Genomic DNA, 16,615 nt, shown 5'->3' on the forward strand with positions numbered 1-16,615 from the left:
CATCCACTACCGGAGATTGCCGCCATGATGCCGTTCAAGCGTGTTGCCACTGTTCTCGCCATCACCCTGGCGGCATCGACCGTCTTCGCGGCGATGGCCGAAGCGCAGAACCGCCGCGCACCGCTGCGGATCACGATCCAGAAGCGCAGCTATTTCGATGCCGGCAACGTCGTGCCGGTCGGTTCGCTGAACCGCTACGCCACCCAACAGGTTTACGCCTCGCCGGTCTATTCCAACACGGGCGAGTTCTATGGCGAAGGCGCCCTGCCCCCACGCATCGGCGCCGGCGTCAACCCCTTCGCCAACACCTTCTCGACGCCGGGCTACTGACGAAACGCGTCATGGTCGGGTCGAGCCCGACCATGACGGATCGCTTTAGGGCAAAGCCTTGAGATAGCGCACCGGACGCCCGGGCGACGCGGCATTGGCGGCATGGACGATCGCGTTCGCGTCGATGCCGAAATGCCGGTAGAGATCGGCGACCGTTCCGGTCTGGCCGAAATGCTCGACACCGAGCGCTTTCTGCTTGTGGCCATGGACGCTGCCAAGCCAGGCGAGCGTTGCCGGATGCCCGTCCAGCACTGACACGATACCGCAATCGCGGGAGAGATCCCCGAGCAGCCGCTCGATATGGCTCGTCGCCGCATGGTTGCCGCGCTGGCGCGCCCGCTCGGCCGCCTGCCAGCCGGCATTGAGCCGATCAGCCGATGTGATCGCGAGCAAACCGACATCGCGCCGGTCCTCGCCGAGCAACCCGACAGCCTCGATCGCCTCCGGCGCGACCGCGCCGGTATAGGCGATGACGACCGAGGCGTTCGGCCCCGGCTTCCTGAGCCAATAGGCGCCGTCGATGATCTCGCGCTCCAGCTCCGGCGTCATGGTGCGGCTCGGCTGCTCGACCTGCCGGGTCGAGAGACGCAGATAGACCGAGCCGCCGGTCTCGTCGCGCAGCCAGGTCCGCTCGTCCGGATCGCCCTCGCCGTCGCGCTGCATGTAGTCGAAGGACCAGCGCATCATCACCGCGAGCTCGTCGACGAAGGCCGGCTCGAAGGCGCACAAGCCATCCTGGCTCATGCCAATCAGCGGCGTCGCGATCGACTGATGCGCCCCGCCCTCCGGCGCAAGCGTCACGCCCGACGGCGTCGCCACCACCATGAAGCGCGCATCCTGGTAGCAGGCATAGTTCAGCGCATCGAGCCCGCGCGAGATGAAGGGATCGTAGAGCGTGCCGATCGGGATCAGCCGCTCGCCGAAGATCGAATGCGACAGGCCGAGCGCCGAGAGGTTGATGAACAGGTTCATCTCGGCGATGCCCAGCTCGATATGCTGGCCCTTCGGCGAGAACTCCCATTTCTGCATCGAGGGAATGCGCTCGTCCTTGAAGGTGTCGGCCATTGACGCCCTGGCGAAGAGCCCGCGCCGGTTCACCCACGGCCCGAGATTGGTCGAAACCGTCACGTCCGGCGCCGTGGTGACGATGCGGTCGGCGAGCGGGCCTCCCGTCTTGCCCAGATCGTCGAGCACCTTGCCGAAGCCCATCTGCGTCGACATCGACGGCTGGATGCCGGCCTCCAGCCTGTCCGGAACCGGCAGCTTGGCGGCCGAGAAGCGCCGCCGCCCTTGCGAGAAGAACGGCACCTTGTCGAGGAAGGCGCGGACCTCGCTTTCGGGCAGGCCAAGCCCCTCGAACAGGTCCCATTCATGGCCGGGGCGGATGTTGTTCGCCTTGCGGAAGCCGTCGAGCTGCTCCTTCGTCATCAGCCCGGCATGGTTGTCCTTGTGCCCGGCGATCGGCAGGCCGAACCCCTTCACCGTATAGGCCAGGAAACAGACCGGCCGGTCATGGTCGATGCCCTCGAAGGCTTCGAGGATCGACGGCAGATCGTGGCCGCCGAGATTGCACATCAACTTTGAGAGCTCGGCGTCGGAACGGCTCTCGATCAGCTTCGTCACAGGCCCCTGATCGCCGAGATCGTCCATCAGGCGCTTGCGCCAGGCCGCGCCGCCCTGGAAGGTCAGGGCCGAATAGAGCTGGTTCGGGCAGGAATCGATCCAGGCTTTCAGCCGCTCGCCGCCCTTCTCCTTGAACGCCGCCTGCTGCAGCGAGCCGTATTTCAGCGTCACGACATCCCAGCCGAAATTGCGGAACATCGTCTCGAAGCGGTCGTAGAGGCCCTCGCGGATGACGGCATCGAGCGACTGGCGGTTGTAGTCGATGATCCACCAGGTATTGCGCAGGCCGTGCTTCCAGCCCTCCATCAGGGCCTCGAAGATGTTGCCCTCGTCGAGCTCGGCATCGCCGATTAGCGAGACCATGCGGCCTTCGGGGCGATCCTTCGCCCAGCCATGCGCCTTCACATAGTCCTGCGTCAGCGAGGAGAAGAGCGTCTGCGCGACGCCGAGTCCGACGGAGCCGGTCGAGAAATCGACGTCGTCAATGTCCTTGGTGCGCGAGGGGTAGCTCTGCGCGCCCTTGTAGCCGCGGAAATTCTCAAGCTTCTCGCGCGTCTGCAGGCCCATCAGATAGTTGATGGCATGGAAGATCGGCGAGGCATGCGGCTTCACCGCGACACGGTCCTGCGGGCGCAGCGCGGCCATATAGAGAGCCGTCATGATGGTGGCGAGAGAGGCCGACGAGGCCTGATGCCCGCCCACCTTCATGCCGTCGTCGTTCTGGCGGATGTGATTGGCGTTATGGATCGTCCACGATGCCAGCCAGAGGATCTTCTTCTCCAGCTCGGCGAGGTACGGCAGGCGCTGATCTGTTGTCATGAATTTGGCCCGAACTCCCAGTGGTTCCGATCATGCACGGAAGCACTGGCAGAACGAGCCAAATTTCTGTGTCCGGCCGCCCGGCTTTGGCGGCTTTCGCCAATCACCAGCGAAAACCTGCAGGAAATCGCCAAACCGTCCCGCCGGGGCGTGGGTCGGATTGCCGGCTACTTGTCGATCTGCGCGATGCGGTCGAAGGCGGCGGCGAAGCCGGTCAGGGATATGTTGAAGGGAACCGGCTCGTTATTCGACAGGTTTAGCGCCGCAACCGTCAAAGCCTTGCCGGCCTTCATCGCGTCGGTCGCGACCGTCGGGAAGGAGATCGGCAGCAGGCAGCCCTGCGCCATGCAGGTCGAGAAGCGCAGCCCCTGCCCCAGATCCTTGTCGTCGAGCCGCAGCACCGCTCCGTTCTCGAGCTTCATGCCGAACGGGAAGAGGATCGTGCCCTCCGCCCGCCCGTCCTTCGGCGTGCGCAGCTCGATGGCGAAGACGCGCTGCCCGGTCTGGCTGTTGCCCTGCGACTGAAGGAGGACGCAGAGCCGCTGGCCATTGGCGATGCGGCAATCGACCGTCCAGTCGCCATAGGTCTCGTTGATCGCGCTCGCGCCGTTCGGCAGCGTCGCATTCTGAGCCGCGGGCTGGCCCACGCCCGGAGCAGCCTGGTTCTGCGCGAGTGGCTGGGCGGGCTTCGGCGCGGGACGGGCTGCTGGAGCCGGTGCTCCCTGCGCCATGACCATGGGCGCGGCGGCAAGAGCAGCGATCGCAAAGACGAGAGCGGCGACGGGGGCGTTACGGAAACGATGACGGGGCATGGTGCTACAATCTAGTGACTATATCGCCAGCGATATTGCAGAAACCTGTAGCCAGAGGAAGAGCAAATCGGCGTAAAAAATCCAATAAAATGGCAAAGTATCCATGCCTTCAAATCGAAATCGACAATTGAATTATTTCAATCTGAAAAATTCGCTCCGCATTCGCGACCCGCCGCTACGGTCGCTTCATCTCAGCTTTTGCAGAGCGCGGCATGAACTTCTTGCGGGCGGCGGCCGCGGCGGATCGCTTCGCGAACCTCCGGCCGCTGCAGGCGCCGGGCGACGCAGGCGAGCGCGTTGAGGTGCTGCCCTTGCCCGGCTTCCGGCGTCAGGATCAGGCAGAGGATATCGACCGGCGCGCCATCGACCGCTTCGAAATCCACCGGCTTGGCCAGGTTGGCCAGCAGAACGAAGGGCGTGGCGAGGCCGGCAAGCGGCGCATGCGGCAGTGCGATGCCGCCGCCGATGCCCGTCGAACCCAGCGCTTCCCGCCGCTTCAGGGCGGCAGCGATGACATCGGCCGGTATCCCCGTGCATCCCGCCGCATGGCGGGAGAGCAGGTCAAGGCACTGCTCCTTCGATGCCGGCTTGAGCCCGGTCAGCACCGCGCCGGGGGTGATCAGCTCGGAAATGTCCATTGTGATCAGTCGCTTTCGCGCAGCCTGTACCCGACGCCGGGCTCGGTCGTGATGTAGCGGGGCTGCTCGGGGATCGGCTCGATCTTCTGGCGCAGCTGCCGGATATAGACGCGCAGATACTGCACATCCTCGTTGCCGCCCCAGACTTCCTTCAGCAGATGGCGATGCGTCAGCACCTTGCCGGCATGCTGCACGAGCGCGCGCAGGATATCGTACTCCTTCGGCGAGAGCTTCACCTCGGCGCCGCCGACCTGGACGATGCGGCGGACGAGATCGACCGAAAGCTCGCCGGTCCGGAAGACCGGCTTCTCACCCTGCTGGTGCAGCTTGTGGCGCAGCGCGACGCGCAGCCGCGCAGCCAGTTCGCGCATCCCGAACGGCTTGGTGAGGTAATCGTCCGCGCCTGCCTCCAGCGCCTGGACGATGCCGGCCTCGTCAGTGCGGCTCGACAGGATGACGATGGGCAGCGTGCGCCCCTCGCTGCGCCAGAGACGCAGGAGCTCCTGCCCGGTCATGTCTGGCAGGCCGAGATCGAGCAGCACCAGGTCGGGCTCTTCCGCGTCGATCCGTGCAATGGCGTCCTTCGCGTTGCCGGCTTCGCTGATCGTGTATCCCTCGGTGCCGAGCCCGACCCGCAGCAGCTTTCGGATCGGCGGTTCGTCGTCGACGACGAGTACCCGGACGGCCATAGTGGTCATGGCAATACCCTCATCTGCTGGGTCTCGGGCGGGATCGGCATGCGGATCGTGAACACCGCTCCCTGCCGATCGCGGCGGTTGGCGGCGGTGATCGTCCCGCCCATCGCCTCGACAAAGCCGCGGCAGATCGCAAGGCCGAGGCCGGTTCCGGCGCGGACCTGATCTCCCTTCCCCACCCGGTAGAAACTGTCGAAAATCCGTTCGAGGTCGTCCGGCGGCAGGCCCGGCCCTTCGTCGAGAATGTCCAGAACCACCGCATCACCATCCGCGCGGGCATGGACGCCGAGCGTGGTGCCCGTCGGCGCGTATTTCGCGGCGTTGTCGACGAGATTGAACAGCACCTGATCGAACAATACGGGGTCCAGTCGCAGCATCGGCAGGCCGGCGGCCAGCGACAGATCGATCATGTGGCCGCGCGTGATACTTTCTGCGCGTCGCAACGCTGCGCCGACAACGTCACCGACGTCGAGCAGGGCATAGTTCGGTTCCATCGCACCAGCCTCGATCCGCGTCATATCCAGCAGATTGGCGATGAAGCGGTTGAGCCGTTCGGATTCCTCGACGACCGTCCCCAGAAGCTCGGATCGATCCGCTTCGGGGATAGCCTTCCCATAGTCGCGCAACGTGCCGGCCGCGCCCATGATGCTGGCGAGCGGCGTCTTGAGATCATGCGAGATCGAGGTCAGCAGCGCCGAGCGCAGCCGGTCCGCCTCCGCCGCGAGCTTCGCCTTGTCGACATCGGCAGCGAGTTGCACGCGCTCGATCGCGATCGCGGCCTGGTCCGCCAGCGCATCGAACAGGCGCTGCTGCTCGGGCGTCAGAAGCGCGCCCGGCCGGTCGGAATCGAGCCCGATCACACCGATGGCGCCGCGCCCGGTCCGCAGCGGGAGATAAAGCCGCTTCGCGCCCGGCAGCGTGTCGGCTCCCCGCCCGGCCGGACGGTCATGCTCCCAGGCCCAATGCGCCGCCGCGATATCGGCATCGTCGAGCGTATCGTCGGGCGGATAGCCGGCCCGGACCGCGATGCTGGTTTCCTCCGGCAGCAGGATCACAACGCGCACGCGCAACATCGCGGCAATCTGGTAGGCGCTCGCCCAAAGCACGTCGTCGAGCGTGCCCGTACCGGCGAGCTTGCGCGAAAACAGATAGAGGTCTTCCGTCGTTCGCGCGCGCTGGCGCGCCGCCGTGGCCTGGCGCTGGACGCGGGCCGTGAGATTGCTGGCGATCAACGCGACCAGAAGGAAGAAAAAGAAGGCGAGCACGCTTTCGGGGTCGCCGATGACCAAAGTGTAGAGCGGCGGCAGGAAAAAGAAGTTGAAGGCCAGCGCCCCGATCACGGAGGTGAACAGCGCCGGCCAGAGCCCGGCCGTCACCGCCGAGGCCAGCACCGCCATCAGGAAGACGAGCGCAATGTTGCGCACGTCGAGCACGAGATGCAGCAACATGCCGAGCCCTACGGCCACAGCCACGAAGGCCACGCCCGCCAGATAAGCGCCTGGCTCGAAACGCTGCTCGCCTGAAGAGCCGGCGGCGCGAACCTCCCCGGCGCCGGCTTCCTGCCCGGGAATCACATGGATACTGATGTCGCCGGCCTCGCGGATCAGCGTCTGCGCCACCGATCCGAAGAGCAGCTCGCGCCAGCGCGTAGCGCTCGACGAGCCGATCACGATGTGGCTGACATTCTTGGAGGCGGCATAGCGCAGCACCTCGTCTGGCACGGTCTCGCCCGGCAGGATCACCGCCTCGCCGCCGAGCTGTTCAGCGAGCCGCATCGCCGCCGAAAGCCGGTCCTTCTCTGCCTCCGACGGCCCCGCGCGGCCCGGCGCCTCGATATGCAGCGCCGTCCAGGAGGCCTTCAGCTTTTCGGCGAGGCGCCGCGCATGGCGCACCAGTGAGGCTGCGCGCGGGCTGCCGTCGATGCAGACGATCAGCCGGTCGCTGGCACCCCAGGGCCCCTGAATTGCATGGGCCTGCATATGGCTGAGCAGTTGCTCGTCGACGCGCTGCGCGGTGCGCCGCAGCGCCAGCTCGCGCAGCGCCGTCAGGTTGCCGGGCGAGAAGTAGTTGGAGACGGCGCGCTTGGCGGTCTCCGGCAGATAGACCTTGCCCTCGTTCAGCCGCTGGATCAGGTCCTCAGGCGTGAGGTCGATGATCTCGATGGCATCGGCCCGGTCGATGATGGAATCGGGCACTGTTTCGCGAACGCGGATGCGGGTGATCTGCGCGACGACGTCGTTGAGGCTCTCGATATGCTGGATGTTGAGCGTGGTGAAGACGTCGATGCCGCGCTCGATCAGCTCGAGCACGTCGAGATAGCGCTTGGGATGGCGGCTGCCGGGCGCGTTGGTGTGGGCGAGTTCGTCGACGAGGACGAGTTCCGGCCGCCGCGCCAGCACCGCGTCGAGATCCATCTCATCGACGCTCTGGCCGCGATAGGCGACATGCGCCCGCGGCACCACCTCGTAGCCCTCCATCAGTGCCTGCGTCTCGCGCCTTCCATGGGTCTCGACGACGCCGATGACTACATCGACGCCTTCGGCACGGCGCGCCCGGCCCGCGAGCAGCATCTCATAGGTCTTGCCGACGCCGGGGGCGGCGCCGAGGAATATCTTTAGCCGGCCGCGCGTCTCGCTGCGCACCTTTTCCAGCAGCGCATCCGGCGACGGCCTTGGCGGCTCGGTACGAAGCTCGTCGGGCATGGCTGGAATTCGGTCCCCAAACGGCGCGACGGCAGGATCGCTCCAGCCGCCGCGCTCTTCTTAGCGTTATTTCGTGGTCGCCGCATCGAGAGCGAGGTTGAGTTTGAGCACGTTGACGACGGGCTCGCCGAGGATGCCGAGCTGGCGTCCCTCGACATGGCCCGCGATCAGATTGCGCAAATCGGCCTCGCTCAGGCCGCGTGCCTTTGCGATACGCGGCACCTGGAAATAGGCCGCCTCCGGCGAGACATGCGGATCGAGCCCGCTGGCCGAGGTCGTCACCAGATCCATCGGCACGGCGGCCTGCGGGTTCTCCTGCTTCAGCGCCACGACATCGCCCTTGATGCGCTCGATCAGCTTGGGATTGGTCGGGCCGAGGTTGGAGCCCCCGGAGCCGGCGGCATTGTAGGGCGCGTCAAGGGTCTTGCTGCTGTCGTTCGGGTCTGCGCCCACCGTCGCCGAGGGCCGGCCATGGAAATAGCGCTCGCCGGTGAAGGACTGGCCGATCAGCTCGGAGCCGATCACCTTGCCGTCCTTCTCGATCAGGCTGCCATTGGCCTGGCGCGGGAACACCGCCTGGGCGAGGCCGGTCATCGCCAGCGGATAGGCCAGGCCGGTGATGGCGGTGAGCGCGACGATCATCACGATCGCGGGGCGGAGTTGCTTCAGCATGGTTCAGATCCTTCAGATCAGGCCGACGGCCGTGACGGCCATGTCGATTGCCTTGATGCCGATGAACGGGACGATGATGCCGCCGACGCCGTAGACCAGCAGGTTGCGCGAGAGCAGCGCCCCTGCGCCGACCGCCCGGTACTTCACGCCGCGTAGCGCGAGCGGGATCAGCGCGACGATGATCAGCGCGTTGAAGATGATCGCGGAGAGGATCGCGCTCTGCGGCGTGGCGAGCTGCATGAAGTTCAGCGCGCCGAGCTGCGGATAGAAGGCGATGAACATCGCCGGGATGATGGCGAAGTATTTCGCGATGTCGTTGGCGATCGAGAAGGTCGTCAGCGCGCCGCGCGTCATCAGGAGCTGCTTGCCGATCTCGACGATCTCGATGAGCTTGGTCGGGTCGCTGTCGAGGTCGACCATGTTGCCGGCCTCGCGCGCCGCCACGGTGCCGGTGTTCATGGCCACGCCGACATCCGCCTGCGCCAAGGCCGGCGCATCGTTGGTGCCGTCGCCGCACATCGCGACGAGCTTGCCCTTGCCCTGCTCCTCGCGGATGAGCGCGAGCTTGTTCTCAGGGGTCGCCTGGGCGAGGAAGTCGTCGACGCCCGCTTCGGCTGCGATGGCGGCAGCGGTCATCGGGTTGTCGCCGGTGATCATCACCGTGCGGATGCCCATGCGGCGCAACTCGGCGAAACGCTCGCGAATGCCACCCTTGACGATGTCCTTGAGCTGAATGACGCCGAGCAGCTTGCCGTCGCGCGCCACCGCTAGCGGGGTGCCCCCCGTCTTGGCGATCTCCTCGGCGATGGCCTGCACCTCGCGCGCCGCCTCCCCGTCCCCGCCAGTCGCACGCACATGGGCGAGCACCGCATCGACCGCGCCCTTGCGGATGCTGGAGCCGTCATGGTCGACGCCGCTCATCCGGCTCTGCGCAGTGAAGGGCACGAAATGAGCGTTGAGCCCGACGAGATCGCGCGCCCGGATGCCGTGCTGCTCCTTGGCAAGCACGACGATGGAGCGACCTTCCGGCGTCTCGTCGGCGAGCGAAGCGAGCTGCGCCGCATCCGCCAGATCAAGCTCGTTCACGCCTTTGACCGGCCTGAAGGCCGTCGCCTGGCGGTTGCCGAGCGTGATAGTCCCGGTCTTGTCGAGCAGAAGCGTGTCGACGTCGCCAGCCGCCTCGACGGCGCGGCCGGACATGGCGAGAACGTTGAAGCGCACCAGCCGGTCCATGCCGGCGATGCCGATGGCCGAGAGCAGCGCGCCGATGGTGGTCGGGATCAGCGTCACGAACAGCGCGACGAGGACGATGACGGGGATGGCGCCGCCGGCATAGCTGGCGAAGCTCGGGATCGTCGCCGTCGCCAGCACGAAGATCAGCGTCATGCCGGCGAGCAGGATGTTGAGCGCGATCTCGTTCGGCGTCTTCTGCCGCTCGGCGCCTTCGACCAGCGCGATCATTCGGTCGATGAAGGTCGAGCCCGCCGTGGCGGTGATGCGCACGCGGATCCAGTCCGACAGCACCTGCGTGCCGCCGGTGACGGCAGAGCGGTCGCCGCCGGATTCGCGGATGACCGGCGCCGACTCGCCGGTGATCGCAGCTTCGTTGACCGAGGCGATGCCCTCGATCACCTCGCCATCGGAGGGGATGATGTCGCCGGCCTCGACTAGCACGACGTCATTGAGCTTCAGGCTCGGCCCCGGCACCAGCGTGTACTTGCTGCGGTCCGCGCTACTGAGCAGCTTGGCCTGCGTTTCCGCCCGCGTCCGGCGCAGCGAATCCGCCTGCGCCTTGCCGCGCCCTTCGGCGACGGCTTCGGCGAAATTGGCGAACAGCACCGTGAACCAGAGCCAGAGCACGATCTGGAAGGAGAAGCCGAGATGGGCAGCGCCAGCGAGCCAGTCGCGCAGCAGCAGGATCGTGGTCAGCGCCGAGACGACGGCGACGACGAACATTACCGGGTTTCTGGCAAGGCTGCGCGGATCGAGCTTGCGGAAGGCGCCGCCGAGCGCCGGGACGAGAATACGGGCATCGAGGATGCTGCCGGACCTGGGATGACTCATGACGAAAGCTCCATCGTGGCCTGCGAGCGGGACCCTTTCGGGTCAGACCGCGGCAAGCAGGAAAGAAAGGACCTGGAAGACGATGGCGATCAGGAGAACCGCGATCGTCGCTCCGCAGATGAGGGTGGAAGGGCGAGGTCCCGTTTCGGTGCGCATGACACCCTCCTCAGAAGCTCTGGCCGGCGAGCATCGCGAGATGCTCGACGATCGGGCCGAGCGCGAGCGCCGGGAAGAAGGTCAGGCCGCCGACGATGACGATCACGCCGGTGAGCAGCCCGATGAAGAGCGGCCCATGGGTCGGGAAGGTGCCGGCCGATTCCGGAACGGTCTTCTTGGCCGCGACCGAGCCGGCCAGCGCCAGCGCCGGGATGATGACGAGGAAGCGCCCCATCAGCATGGCCACGCCGATGGTCAGGTTGTACCAGACGGTATTGCCGGAGAGGCCGGCGAAGGCCGAGCCGTTGTTCGCCGCCGCCGAGGTATAGGCATAGAGCACCTCGGAGAAGCCGTGCGGGCCGGCATTGGCGATCGAGCCGACCGCGTCCGGCAGCGCGATGGCGACGGCGGTGAAGCCGAGCATGGCGAGCGGCAGGCAGAGCACGGCGAGCATCGCCATCTTGACCTCCTTCGCCTCGATCTTCTTGCCGAGATATTCCGGCGTGCGCCCGACCATCAGCCCGGCGACGAAGACGGCGATGACGACGAAGAGGATGATGCCGTAGAAGCCGGCGCCGACGCCGCCCACGATGATCTCGCCGAGCATCATGTTGATCAGCGGGATCATCCCGCCGAGCGGCATCAGGCTGTCATGCATCGCATTGACCGCGCCGCAGGACGCGGCCGTGGTGATCACCGCGAACAGCGCCGAGAGGCTGATGCCGAAGCGCGCCTCCTTGCCTTCCATATTGCCGCCGTCGAGGCCGAGCGCCTGGACGAGCGGATTGCCGGCCGCCTCCGCCCAGTAGCAGACGACCACGCCCGCCACGAACAGCAGGCCCATCACCGCCAGGATCGCCCAGCCCTGCTTCTCGTTGCCGACCATGCGGCCGAAGACATTGGTCAGGGCGGCCCCGATCGCGAAGATCGAGACCATATGGATCAGGTTGGTGAAGGCCGTCGGGTTCTCGAAGGGATGCGCCGCATTGGCATTGAAGAAGCCGCCGCCATTGGTGCCCAGATGCTTGATCATCATCTGCGAGGCGACCGGCCCCTGCGCGATGATCTGCTGCGCGCCTTCCAGCGTCGTGGCGGCGGTGTAGGGGTTCAGGTTCTGCGGCACGCCCTGCCAGACGAGGACGAGCGTTCCGATCACGCAGATCGGCAGCAGGACATAGAGCGTCGCGCGCACGAGATCGGCCCAGAAATTGCCGACTGTCCGGACCGAGCGGCGCGCGAAGCCGCGGATTACGGCGACCGCGATCGCGATGCCCGTCGCGGCCGAGACGAAGTTCTGCACCGCCAGCCCCGCCATCTGGGTGAAGTAGGACATCGTGCTTTCGCCGGCATAGTTCTGCCAGTTGGTGTTGGTCACGAAGCTCGCAGCCGTGTTGAAGGCGAGATCGGCCGGCACCGCGCCCATCCCTGCGGGGTTCAAGGGCAACGCGCCCTGCAGACGCTGCATCGCGTAGAGCAGGAGGAAGCCGGCGAGGTTGAACAGCAGCATCGCCGCGACGTAAGTCGTCCAGTGCTGCTCCTCCTTCTCATGCGTGCCGGCGGCGCCGTAGAGCAGCCGCTCGACCGGGTGCAGGACAGGCGAGAGCAACGTGCGCTCGCCTGCGAAGACGCACGCCATATAGCCGCCGAGCGGCCTGACGAGGGCAAGGACGATCCCGCAGTAGAGCAGGATCTGGATCCATCCGTTGAGGGTCATGGATGAGGTTCCGAATCTGAGGGGCCGTCGCCGTCAGAACCGCTCGGGGCGGATCAACGCGTAGGTGAGGTAAGCGAGCAGGAACAGGGTCACCGCTCCGCCCAGGGCGTAATCCAGAAGCATCCCGGCCTCCCCTAGAGCGCGTCGCAGGCGGCGACATAGGCGAAGGAGAGCCCGAAGAAGACGAGCCCGATGGCGAGTACGATGGTGTCCATCATCGAATAACCCCGACGGTCTGGGCTGCCGGACCAACCGCCCGGCAGCGAGCACCGGTTCCATTGGGGCGGGACCGGCCGTTCGGGGCGAATATCGCGCCGAGGCCATAGCCGTTCGAGAGAAGGAGGCAGGCGCGGAAATAAAGATTTTATAGGAATTTTCCGGGCGCCACGCGGCGCGACTATCAAACGCCGGAGCCGCGAAAAGCAGTCTGCCCTGCCGCGAACGCAGGGAAACCCTCTCGTCGGACCGCTTGTGAGCCACATGCACGCCGTGCCAGAAGCTGGCGCGAATTCGGGCAGAACGGCCCGTGCAGGAGGAAGCCTTCCATGAGCAACAGCAAGGACGTTTGGCGTCTGGTCGACGACAAGGCCCCGGTCTATTTCGAGCTCTCCGACCGCATCTGGCACATGCCCGAGCTGAATTATCAGGAGGTTCGCTCGGCCGCCGAGCATCAGACCATGCTTGAGCGCGAGGGTTTCCGCGTCACCACCGGCGTCGCCGGCCTGCCCACGGCCGTGGTCGGCGAAGCTGGCGAAGACGGCCCGGTCATCGCGATCATGGGCGAGTTCGACGCGCTGCCCGGGCTGAGCCAGGAAGCCGGCATCGCCAGCGAGACACCGGTCGAGAAGGGCGGCAACGGCCATGGCTGCGGCCACAACATGCTGGGCTCCGCCTCCCTCCTCGCCGCCACGGTGGTGAAGGACTACCTCGCCGCCAACGGCATCAAGGGTCGCGTGCGCTATTATGGCTGTCCCGCGGAGGAAGGCGGCTCGGCCAAGGGCTTCATGGTGCGCGCCGGCGCCTTCGACGATGTCGATATCGCGCTGTGCTGGCACCCGGCCTCGTTCAACGGCGTCAACCGGCCCTTCTCGCTCGCCTGCGTCGAGATCGAGTTCACCTTCAGCGGCCGCGCCTCGCACGCCGCCGCCGCGCCGCATCTCGGCCGCTCGGCGCTCGACGCGGTCGAGCTGATGCATATCGGCGTCAACTACATGCGCGAGCACATGCCTTCGACGGCGCGCGTGCACTACGCCATCATCAATGCCGGCGGCATCGCCCCCAACGTCGTCCAGGCCACGGCGACCACGCGCCAGCTGATCCGCGCAGCGACGCTCGCTGAGATGTGGGAGCTCGTCGCCCGCGTGAAGAAGATCGCCGAGGGCGCCGCGCTGATGAGCGAGACCACCGTGGCCATCAAGCAGCTCTCGGGCGACGCCAACCTCGTCGGCAACCGTCCGCTTGAGGAGGCGATGCAGGCCAATCTCGAGGCGCTCGGCGGTCCCGGCTTCGATGCCGCCGACCATGCCTTCGCCGCCAACTTCCAGAAGACGTTGAGCGCGCAGGACATCGCCGCCGCCTATGGCCGCTTCGACCTTGAGCCGAAGGAGGGCGAGGCGCTGAGCGACGAGATCTACCCGCTCGGCGCCGGCAACGACACTTCGGTCGGCTCCACCGATGTCGGCACGGTGAGCTGGGTCGTCCCGACCGTGCAGTGCCGTACCGCCTGCTATGCGGTCGGCACGCCCGGCCATTCCTGGCAGCTCGTCGCGCAGGGCCTCGCGCCCGCCGCGCATAAGGGCCTGGCGCTCGCCGCCAAGGCCATGGCTGGCGTCGCCGCCGACGTGCTGAACGACCCCGCCTTGCTCAAGGCGGCGAAGGACGATTTCGCCGCGTTCCGCGCCAAGAACCCCTTCGCCAACCCGATCACCGACGATGTCGAGCCGCCGCTCGACATGGCGGCACATTGACGCTGTTCCCAACGGAAATGCGCGATGCATGTGAGCAAACCCGCTCGATGACTTGCGCATTCGCTCCGCAGCGGGAAACAAGCGCCTCGTCACACCGCTCGGATGGGCGGGGCTTCCTGCCCCTCCCATCCGGCGGATTTCTTTTGGTCGAAAGCAGGGGCCGATGAACCAGCCTGGCTTCTTCGAGATCATCGGCTTCGGCGCCAATGGCTGGGGCCCCGCCCTGCTGGCCGCCACTGGCATGACGATCGCCGTCGCGATCTGCGGCTTTGCGCTCGGCGCCATCATCGGTGCGCTCGGCGCCTGGGCCAAGCTCTCCGGCGGCCCGGTCACGCGCCGCCTGGCCGACGGCTACACCACCGTGCTGCGCGGCATCCCCGACCTGCTGGTGATCTACCTGTTCTATTTCGGATCGAGCGCGGTGCTGACCCCGCTCGGCCGTCTCTTCGGCGCGACCGGCTTCATCAGCCTGCCTGGCTTCCTGGCCGGCGCACTCGCCATCGGCTTCGTCTCCGGCGCCTATCACACCGAGGTCTTCCGGGGCGCCTACCGCGCCGTCTCGCGCGGCGAGATCGAGGCCGCCATCGCCTGCGGCATGAGCCTGTTTCTGAGGCTCAGACGCATCATCGCCCCGCTGGTGCTGCGCTATGCCCTGCCCGGCCTCGGCAATGTCTGGCAGCTCGTGCTGAAGGAAACGGCGCTGATCTCGGTCACCGGCCTGGTCGAGATCCTCCGCCAGGCCCAGATCGGCGCGGGCTCGACCCGCCAGCCCTTCACCTTCTTCTTCATCGCCGCGATCCTCTATCTCGTCATCTCCTCGGTGTCGGGCTGGGGGCTGCGCGCGGCCGAAACGCGCTTCACGCGTGGCCTCAGGAGGGCGTGATGGATTTCGCCTTCATGTATGAGACGCTGCTGACGCTGATCGGCGGCATCCCACTGACGCTGAAGCTCGCGCTCTCCTCGGTCGCCTGCGGCTCGGTGCTGGCACTGCTGCTGGCGTGGCTGCGAATGTCCGGCATCGCGCCGTTGGAATGGTTCGCGCGCTTCTACGTCTTCATCTTCCGCTCGACGCCGCTGCTCGTGCAGATCTTCATCATCTATTACGGGCTGAGCCAGTTCCGCGAGGTCCGCGCCAGCTTCGCCTGGCCCTTGCTGCGCGATCCCTATTGGTGCGCGCTGCTGGCGCTCTCGCTCAACACGGCTGCCTATGCCAGCGAGATCTTCCGCGGCGGGCTCCAGGCGGTGCCAGCCGGGCAGATCGAGGCGGCCCGTGCCGCCGGCATGACGCGCTTCCTGATGTTCCGCCGCATCGTGCTGCCGCTAGCCATCCGCCAGGCCCTGCCGGGCTACGGCAACGAACTCATCCTGATGATCAAGGCGACTTCGCTCGCCTCGATCATCACGCTGATGGAGATCACTGGCCTTGCCGCCAAGCTGATCTCGGAAACCTACCGCGCCATCGAGGTCTTCATCGTCGCCGGCGCGATCTACCTCGTCATCAACTTCGTCGTGACGCGGCTCGTCCAATACGCCGAATACCGGCTGACGCCGCATCTGCGCCCCGCCCCCGGCGCCGCCCCGACCATCGAATCCGGAGCTTCCGCATGAGCGCCGCCTCAGAACGCCCGCTGGAACGCCCCCTGGCGGTCTCCGTCACCAATCTGCGCAAGACCTTCGGCTCGCTCGAAGTGCTGAAGGGCATCTCGCTGCAGGCGCGCGAGGGCGACGTCGTCTCGATCCTCGGCTCGTCTGGCTCGGGCAAGTCGACCATGCTCCGCTGCATCAACATGCTGGAGGTGCCCGATAGCGGCGACGTCACCGTCGCCGGCGAGACGATCCGCCTGCAGCAGACGGCGAACGGTACGAGACCGGCCGATCCGCGCCAGGTCGACCGCATCCGGACCGAGCTCGGCATGGTCTTCCAGAACTTCAATCTCTGGTCGCACATGACGGTACTGGAGAACGTCATCGAGGCGCCGATCCATGTGCAGGGCCGCCCGCGCGCCGAATGCATCGAGGAAGCCGAGGCGCTGCTCGCCCGCGTCGGCATCGCCGACAAACGCAACCACTATCCGGCGCATCTCTCCGGCGGCCAGCAGCAGCGCGCCGCCATCGCCCGCGCGCTCGCCCAGCGCCCGAAGGTCATGCTCTTCGACGAGCCGACTTCGGCGCTCGACCCCGAGCTCGTCGGCGAAGTCCTGCGAGTGATGCGCTCGCTCGCCGAGGAAGGCCGCACTATGCTGGTCGTGACGCATGAGATGGGCTTCGCCCGCGACGTCTCCAGCAAGGTCGTGTTCCTGCACAAGGGGGTGATCGAGGAGGAAGGCCCGCCGCAGCAGGTCTTCACCGCCAGCCGTTCCGAACGCTTCCGCCAGTTCCTGGCGGGCTGAACTTCAGCCGCGCGCCGCTCGTGGCCGCATCAT

At 66.6% G+C, this 16,615-nt stretch carries 14 protein-coding genes; 5 read left to right on the plus strand and 9 right to left on the minus strand.

The window, feature by feature from the left end; genetic code table 11:
- The first annotated feature begins 24 nt into the window (after positions 1 to 24).
- The gene (locus AC1DDA_RS22875) at positions 25 to 330 is read left to right on the plus strand and encodes a hypothetical protein (protein WP_441513942.1); all 306 of its coding nucleotides are present in this window, start codon (positions 25 to 27) and stop codon (positions 328 to 330) included.
- Between the two features lie 45 nt (positions 331 to 375).
- Here the strand turns inward: AC1DDA_RS22875 and AC1DDA_RS22880 are convergent, their stop codons facing one another.
- The 9 genes from AC1DDA_RS22880 to AC1DDA_RS22920 all read right to left on the minus strand — a co-directional run bounded on the left by AC1DDA_RS22880 (position 376) and on the right by AC1DDA_RS22920 (position 12,348).
- A complete protein-coding gene (locus AC1DDA_RS22880; protein WP_476797507.1) occupies positions 376 to 2,772 on the minus strand; it encodes a transketolase-like TK C-terminal-containing protein in 2,397 nt (798 codons plus the stop codon).
- A 167-nt stretch (positions 2,773 to 2,939) separates the two neighbouring features.
- A complete protein-coding gene (locus AC1DDA_RS22885; protein ID WP_476797508.1) occupies positions 2,940 to 3,584 on the minus strand; it encodes an invasion associated locus B family protein in 645 nt (214 codons plus the stop codon).
- Positions 3,585 to 3,775: 191 nt separating this feature from the next.
- The gene (locus tag AC1DDA_RS22890; protein WP_476797509.1) at positions 3,776 to 4,222 is read right to left on the minus strand and encodes a PTS sugar transporter subunit IIA; all 447 of its coding nucleotides are present in this window, start codon (positions 4,220 to 4,222) and stop codon (positions 3,776 to 3,778) included.
- Positions 4,223 to 4,227: 5 nt separating this feature from the next.
- Entirely contained in the window at positions 4,228 to 4,920 is a 693-nt protein-coding gene (locus tag AC1DDA_RS22895) for a response regulator transcription factor (RefSeq protein WP_476780430.1), read from the minus strand.
- The gene (locus AC1DDA_RS22900; RefSeq protein WP_476797510.1) at positions 4,917 to 7,619 is read right to left on the minus strand and encodes a DUF4118 domain-containing protein; all 2,703 of its coding nucleotides are present in this window, start codon (positions 7,617 to 7,619) and stop codon (positions 4,917 to 4,919) included. The genes AC1DDA_RS22895 and AC1DDA_RS22900 overlap by 4 nt, the downstream gene beginning before the upstream one ends.
- Positions 7,620 to 7,685: 66 nt before the next feature.
- Positions 7,686 to 8,291, minus strand: coding sequence for a K(+)-transporting ATPase subunit C (locus AC1DDA_RS22905; protein WP_476797511.1), 606 nt, complete (start codon positions 8,289 to 8,291; stop codon positions 7,686 to 7,688).
- 12 nt (positions 8,292 to 8,303) lie between these two features.
- On the minus strand, positions 8,304 to 10,355 hold the full coding sequence (gene kdpB, locus AC1DDA_RS22910) for a potassium-transporting ATPase subunit KdpB (RefSeq protein WP_476797512.1): 2,052 nt from the start codon (positions 10,353 to 10,355) through the stop codon (positions 8,304 to 8,306).
- 166 nt (positions 10,356 to 10,521) lie between these two features.
- On the minus strand, positions 10,522 to 12,225 hold the full coding sequence (kdpA, locus tag AC1DDA_RS22915) for a potassium-transporting ATPase subunit KdpA (RefSeq protein WP_476797513.1): 1,704 nt from the start codon (positions 12,223 to 12,225) through the stop codon (positions 10,522 to 10,524).
- 33 nt (positions 12,226 to 12,258) lie between these two features.
- Positions 12,259 to 12,348 (minus strand): K(+)-transporting ATPase subunit F, encoded by a 90-nt coding sequence (locus AC1DDA_RS22920; protein WP_476780425.1) that lies wholly within the window; start codon positions 12,346 to 12,348, stop codon positions 12,259 to 12,261.
- A 422-nt stretch (positions 12,349 to 12,770) separates the two neighbouring features.
- On the opposite strand from AC1DDA_RS22920, the gene AC1DDA_RS22925 reads away from it, so the two are divergent.
- From AC1DDA_RS22925 to AC1DDA_RS22940, 4 genes are all read left to right on the plus strand, one after another.
- Positions 12,771 to 14,192 carry an amidohydrolase gene (locus AC1DDA_RS22925; RefSeq protein WP_476797514.1) on the plus strand — a complete coding sequence of 474 codons (1,422 nt, stop codon included), beginning with the start codon at positions 12,771 to 12,773 and terminating at the stop codon, positions 14,190 to 14,192.
- A 163-nt stretch (positions 14,193 to 14,355) separates the two neighbouring features.
- Complete coding sequence (locus tag AC1DDA_RS22930; protein WP_476797515.1) at positions 14,356 to 15,075, plus strand: ABC transporter permease; 720 nt, start codon at positions 14,356 to 14,358, stop codon at positions 15,073 to 15,075.
- Entirely contained in the window at positions 15,075 to 15,800 is a 726-nt protein-coding gene (locus tag AC1DDA_RS22935) for an ABC transporter permease (RefSeq protein WP_476780422.1), read from the plus strand. The genes AC1DDA_RS22930 and AC1DDA_RS22935 overlap by 1 nt, the downstream gene beginning before the upstream one ends.
- Positions 15,797 to 16,582 (plus strand): ABC transporter ATP-binding protein, encoded by a 786-nt coding sequence (locus AC1DDA_RS22940; protein ID WP_476797516.1) that lies wholly within the window; start codon positions 15,797 to 15,799, stop codon positions 16,580 to 16,582. The genes AC1DDA_RS22935 and AC1DDA_RS22940 overlap by 4 nt, the downstream gene beginning before the upstream one ends.
- Positions 16,583 to 16,615: the final 33 nt, after the last annotated feature.

The organism is Allobosea sp. 10N428 (assembly GCF_056394545.1).

What these genes read in the sequence shown, in the direction of transcription:
- AC1DDA_RS22875 (WP_441513942.1), top strand. Translation starts at nt 25, where the DNA reads ATGATGCCGTTCAAGCGTGTTGCCACTGTTCTCGCCATCACCCTGGCG.
- AC1DDA_RS22880 (WP_476797507.1), bottom strand. Translation starts at nt 2,772, where the DNA reads ATGACAACAGATCAGCGCCTGCCGTACCTCGCCGAGCTGGAGAAGAAG.
- AC1DDA_RS22885 (WP_476797508.1), bottom strand. Translation starts at nt 3,584, where the DNA reads ATGCCCCGTCATCGTTTCCGTAACGCCCCCGTCGCCGCTCTCGTCTTT.
- AC1DDA_RS22890 (WP_476797509.1), bottom strand. Translation starts at nt 4,222, where the DNA reads ATGGACATTTCCGAGCTGATCACCCCCGGCGCGGTGCTGACCGGGCTC.
- AC1DDA_RS22895 (WP_476780430.1), bottom strand. Translation starts at nt 4,920, where the DNA reads ATGACCACTATGGCCGTCCGGGTACTCGTCGTCGACGACGAACCGCCG.
- AC1DDA_RS22900 (WP_476797510.1), bottom strand. Translation starts at nt 7,619, where the DNA reads ATGCCCGACGAGCTTCGTACCGAGCCGCCAAGGCCGTCGCCGGATGCG.
- AC1DDA_RS22905 (WP_476797511.1), bottom strand. Translation starts at nt 8,291, where the DNA reads ATGCTGAAGCAACTCCGCCCCGCGATCGTGATGATCGTCGCGCTCACC.
- kdpB (WP_476797512.1), bottom strand. Translation starts at nt 10,355, where the DNA reads ATGAGTCATCCCAGGTCCGGCAGCATCCTCGATGCCCGTATTCTCGTC.
- kdpA (WP_476797513.1), bottom strand. Translation starts at nt 12,225, where the DNA reads ATGACCCTCAACGGATGGATCCAGATCCTGCTCTACTGCGGGATCGTC.
- AC1DDA_RS22920 (WP_476780425.1), bottom strand. Translation starts at nt 12,348, where the DNA reads ATGCTTCTGGATTACGCCCTGGGCGGAGCGGTGACCCTGTTCCTGCTC.
- AC1DDA_RS22925 (WP_476797514.1), top strand. Translation starts at nt 12,771, where the DNA reads ATGAGCAACAGCAAGGACGTTTGGCGTCTGGTCGACGACAAGGCCCCG.
- AC1DDA_RS22930 (WP_476797515.1), top strand. Translation starts at nt 14,356, where the DNA reads ATGAACCAGCCTGGCTTCTTCGAGATCATCGGCTTCGGCGCCAATGGC.
- AC1DDA_RS22935 (WP_476780422.1), top strand. Translation starts at nt 15,075, where the DNA reads ATGGATTTCGCCTTCATGTATGAGACGCTGCTGACGCTGATCGGCGGC.
- AC1DDA_RS22940 (WP_476797516.1), top strand. Translation starts at nt 15,797, where the DNA reads ATGAGCGCCGCCTCAGAACGCCCGCTGGAACGCCCCCTGGCGGTCTCC.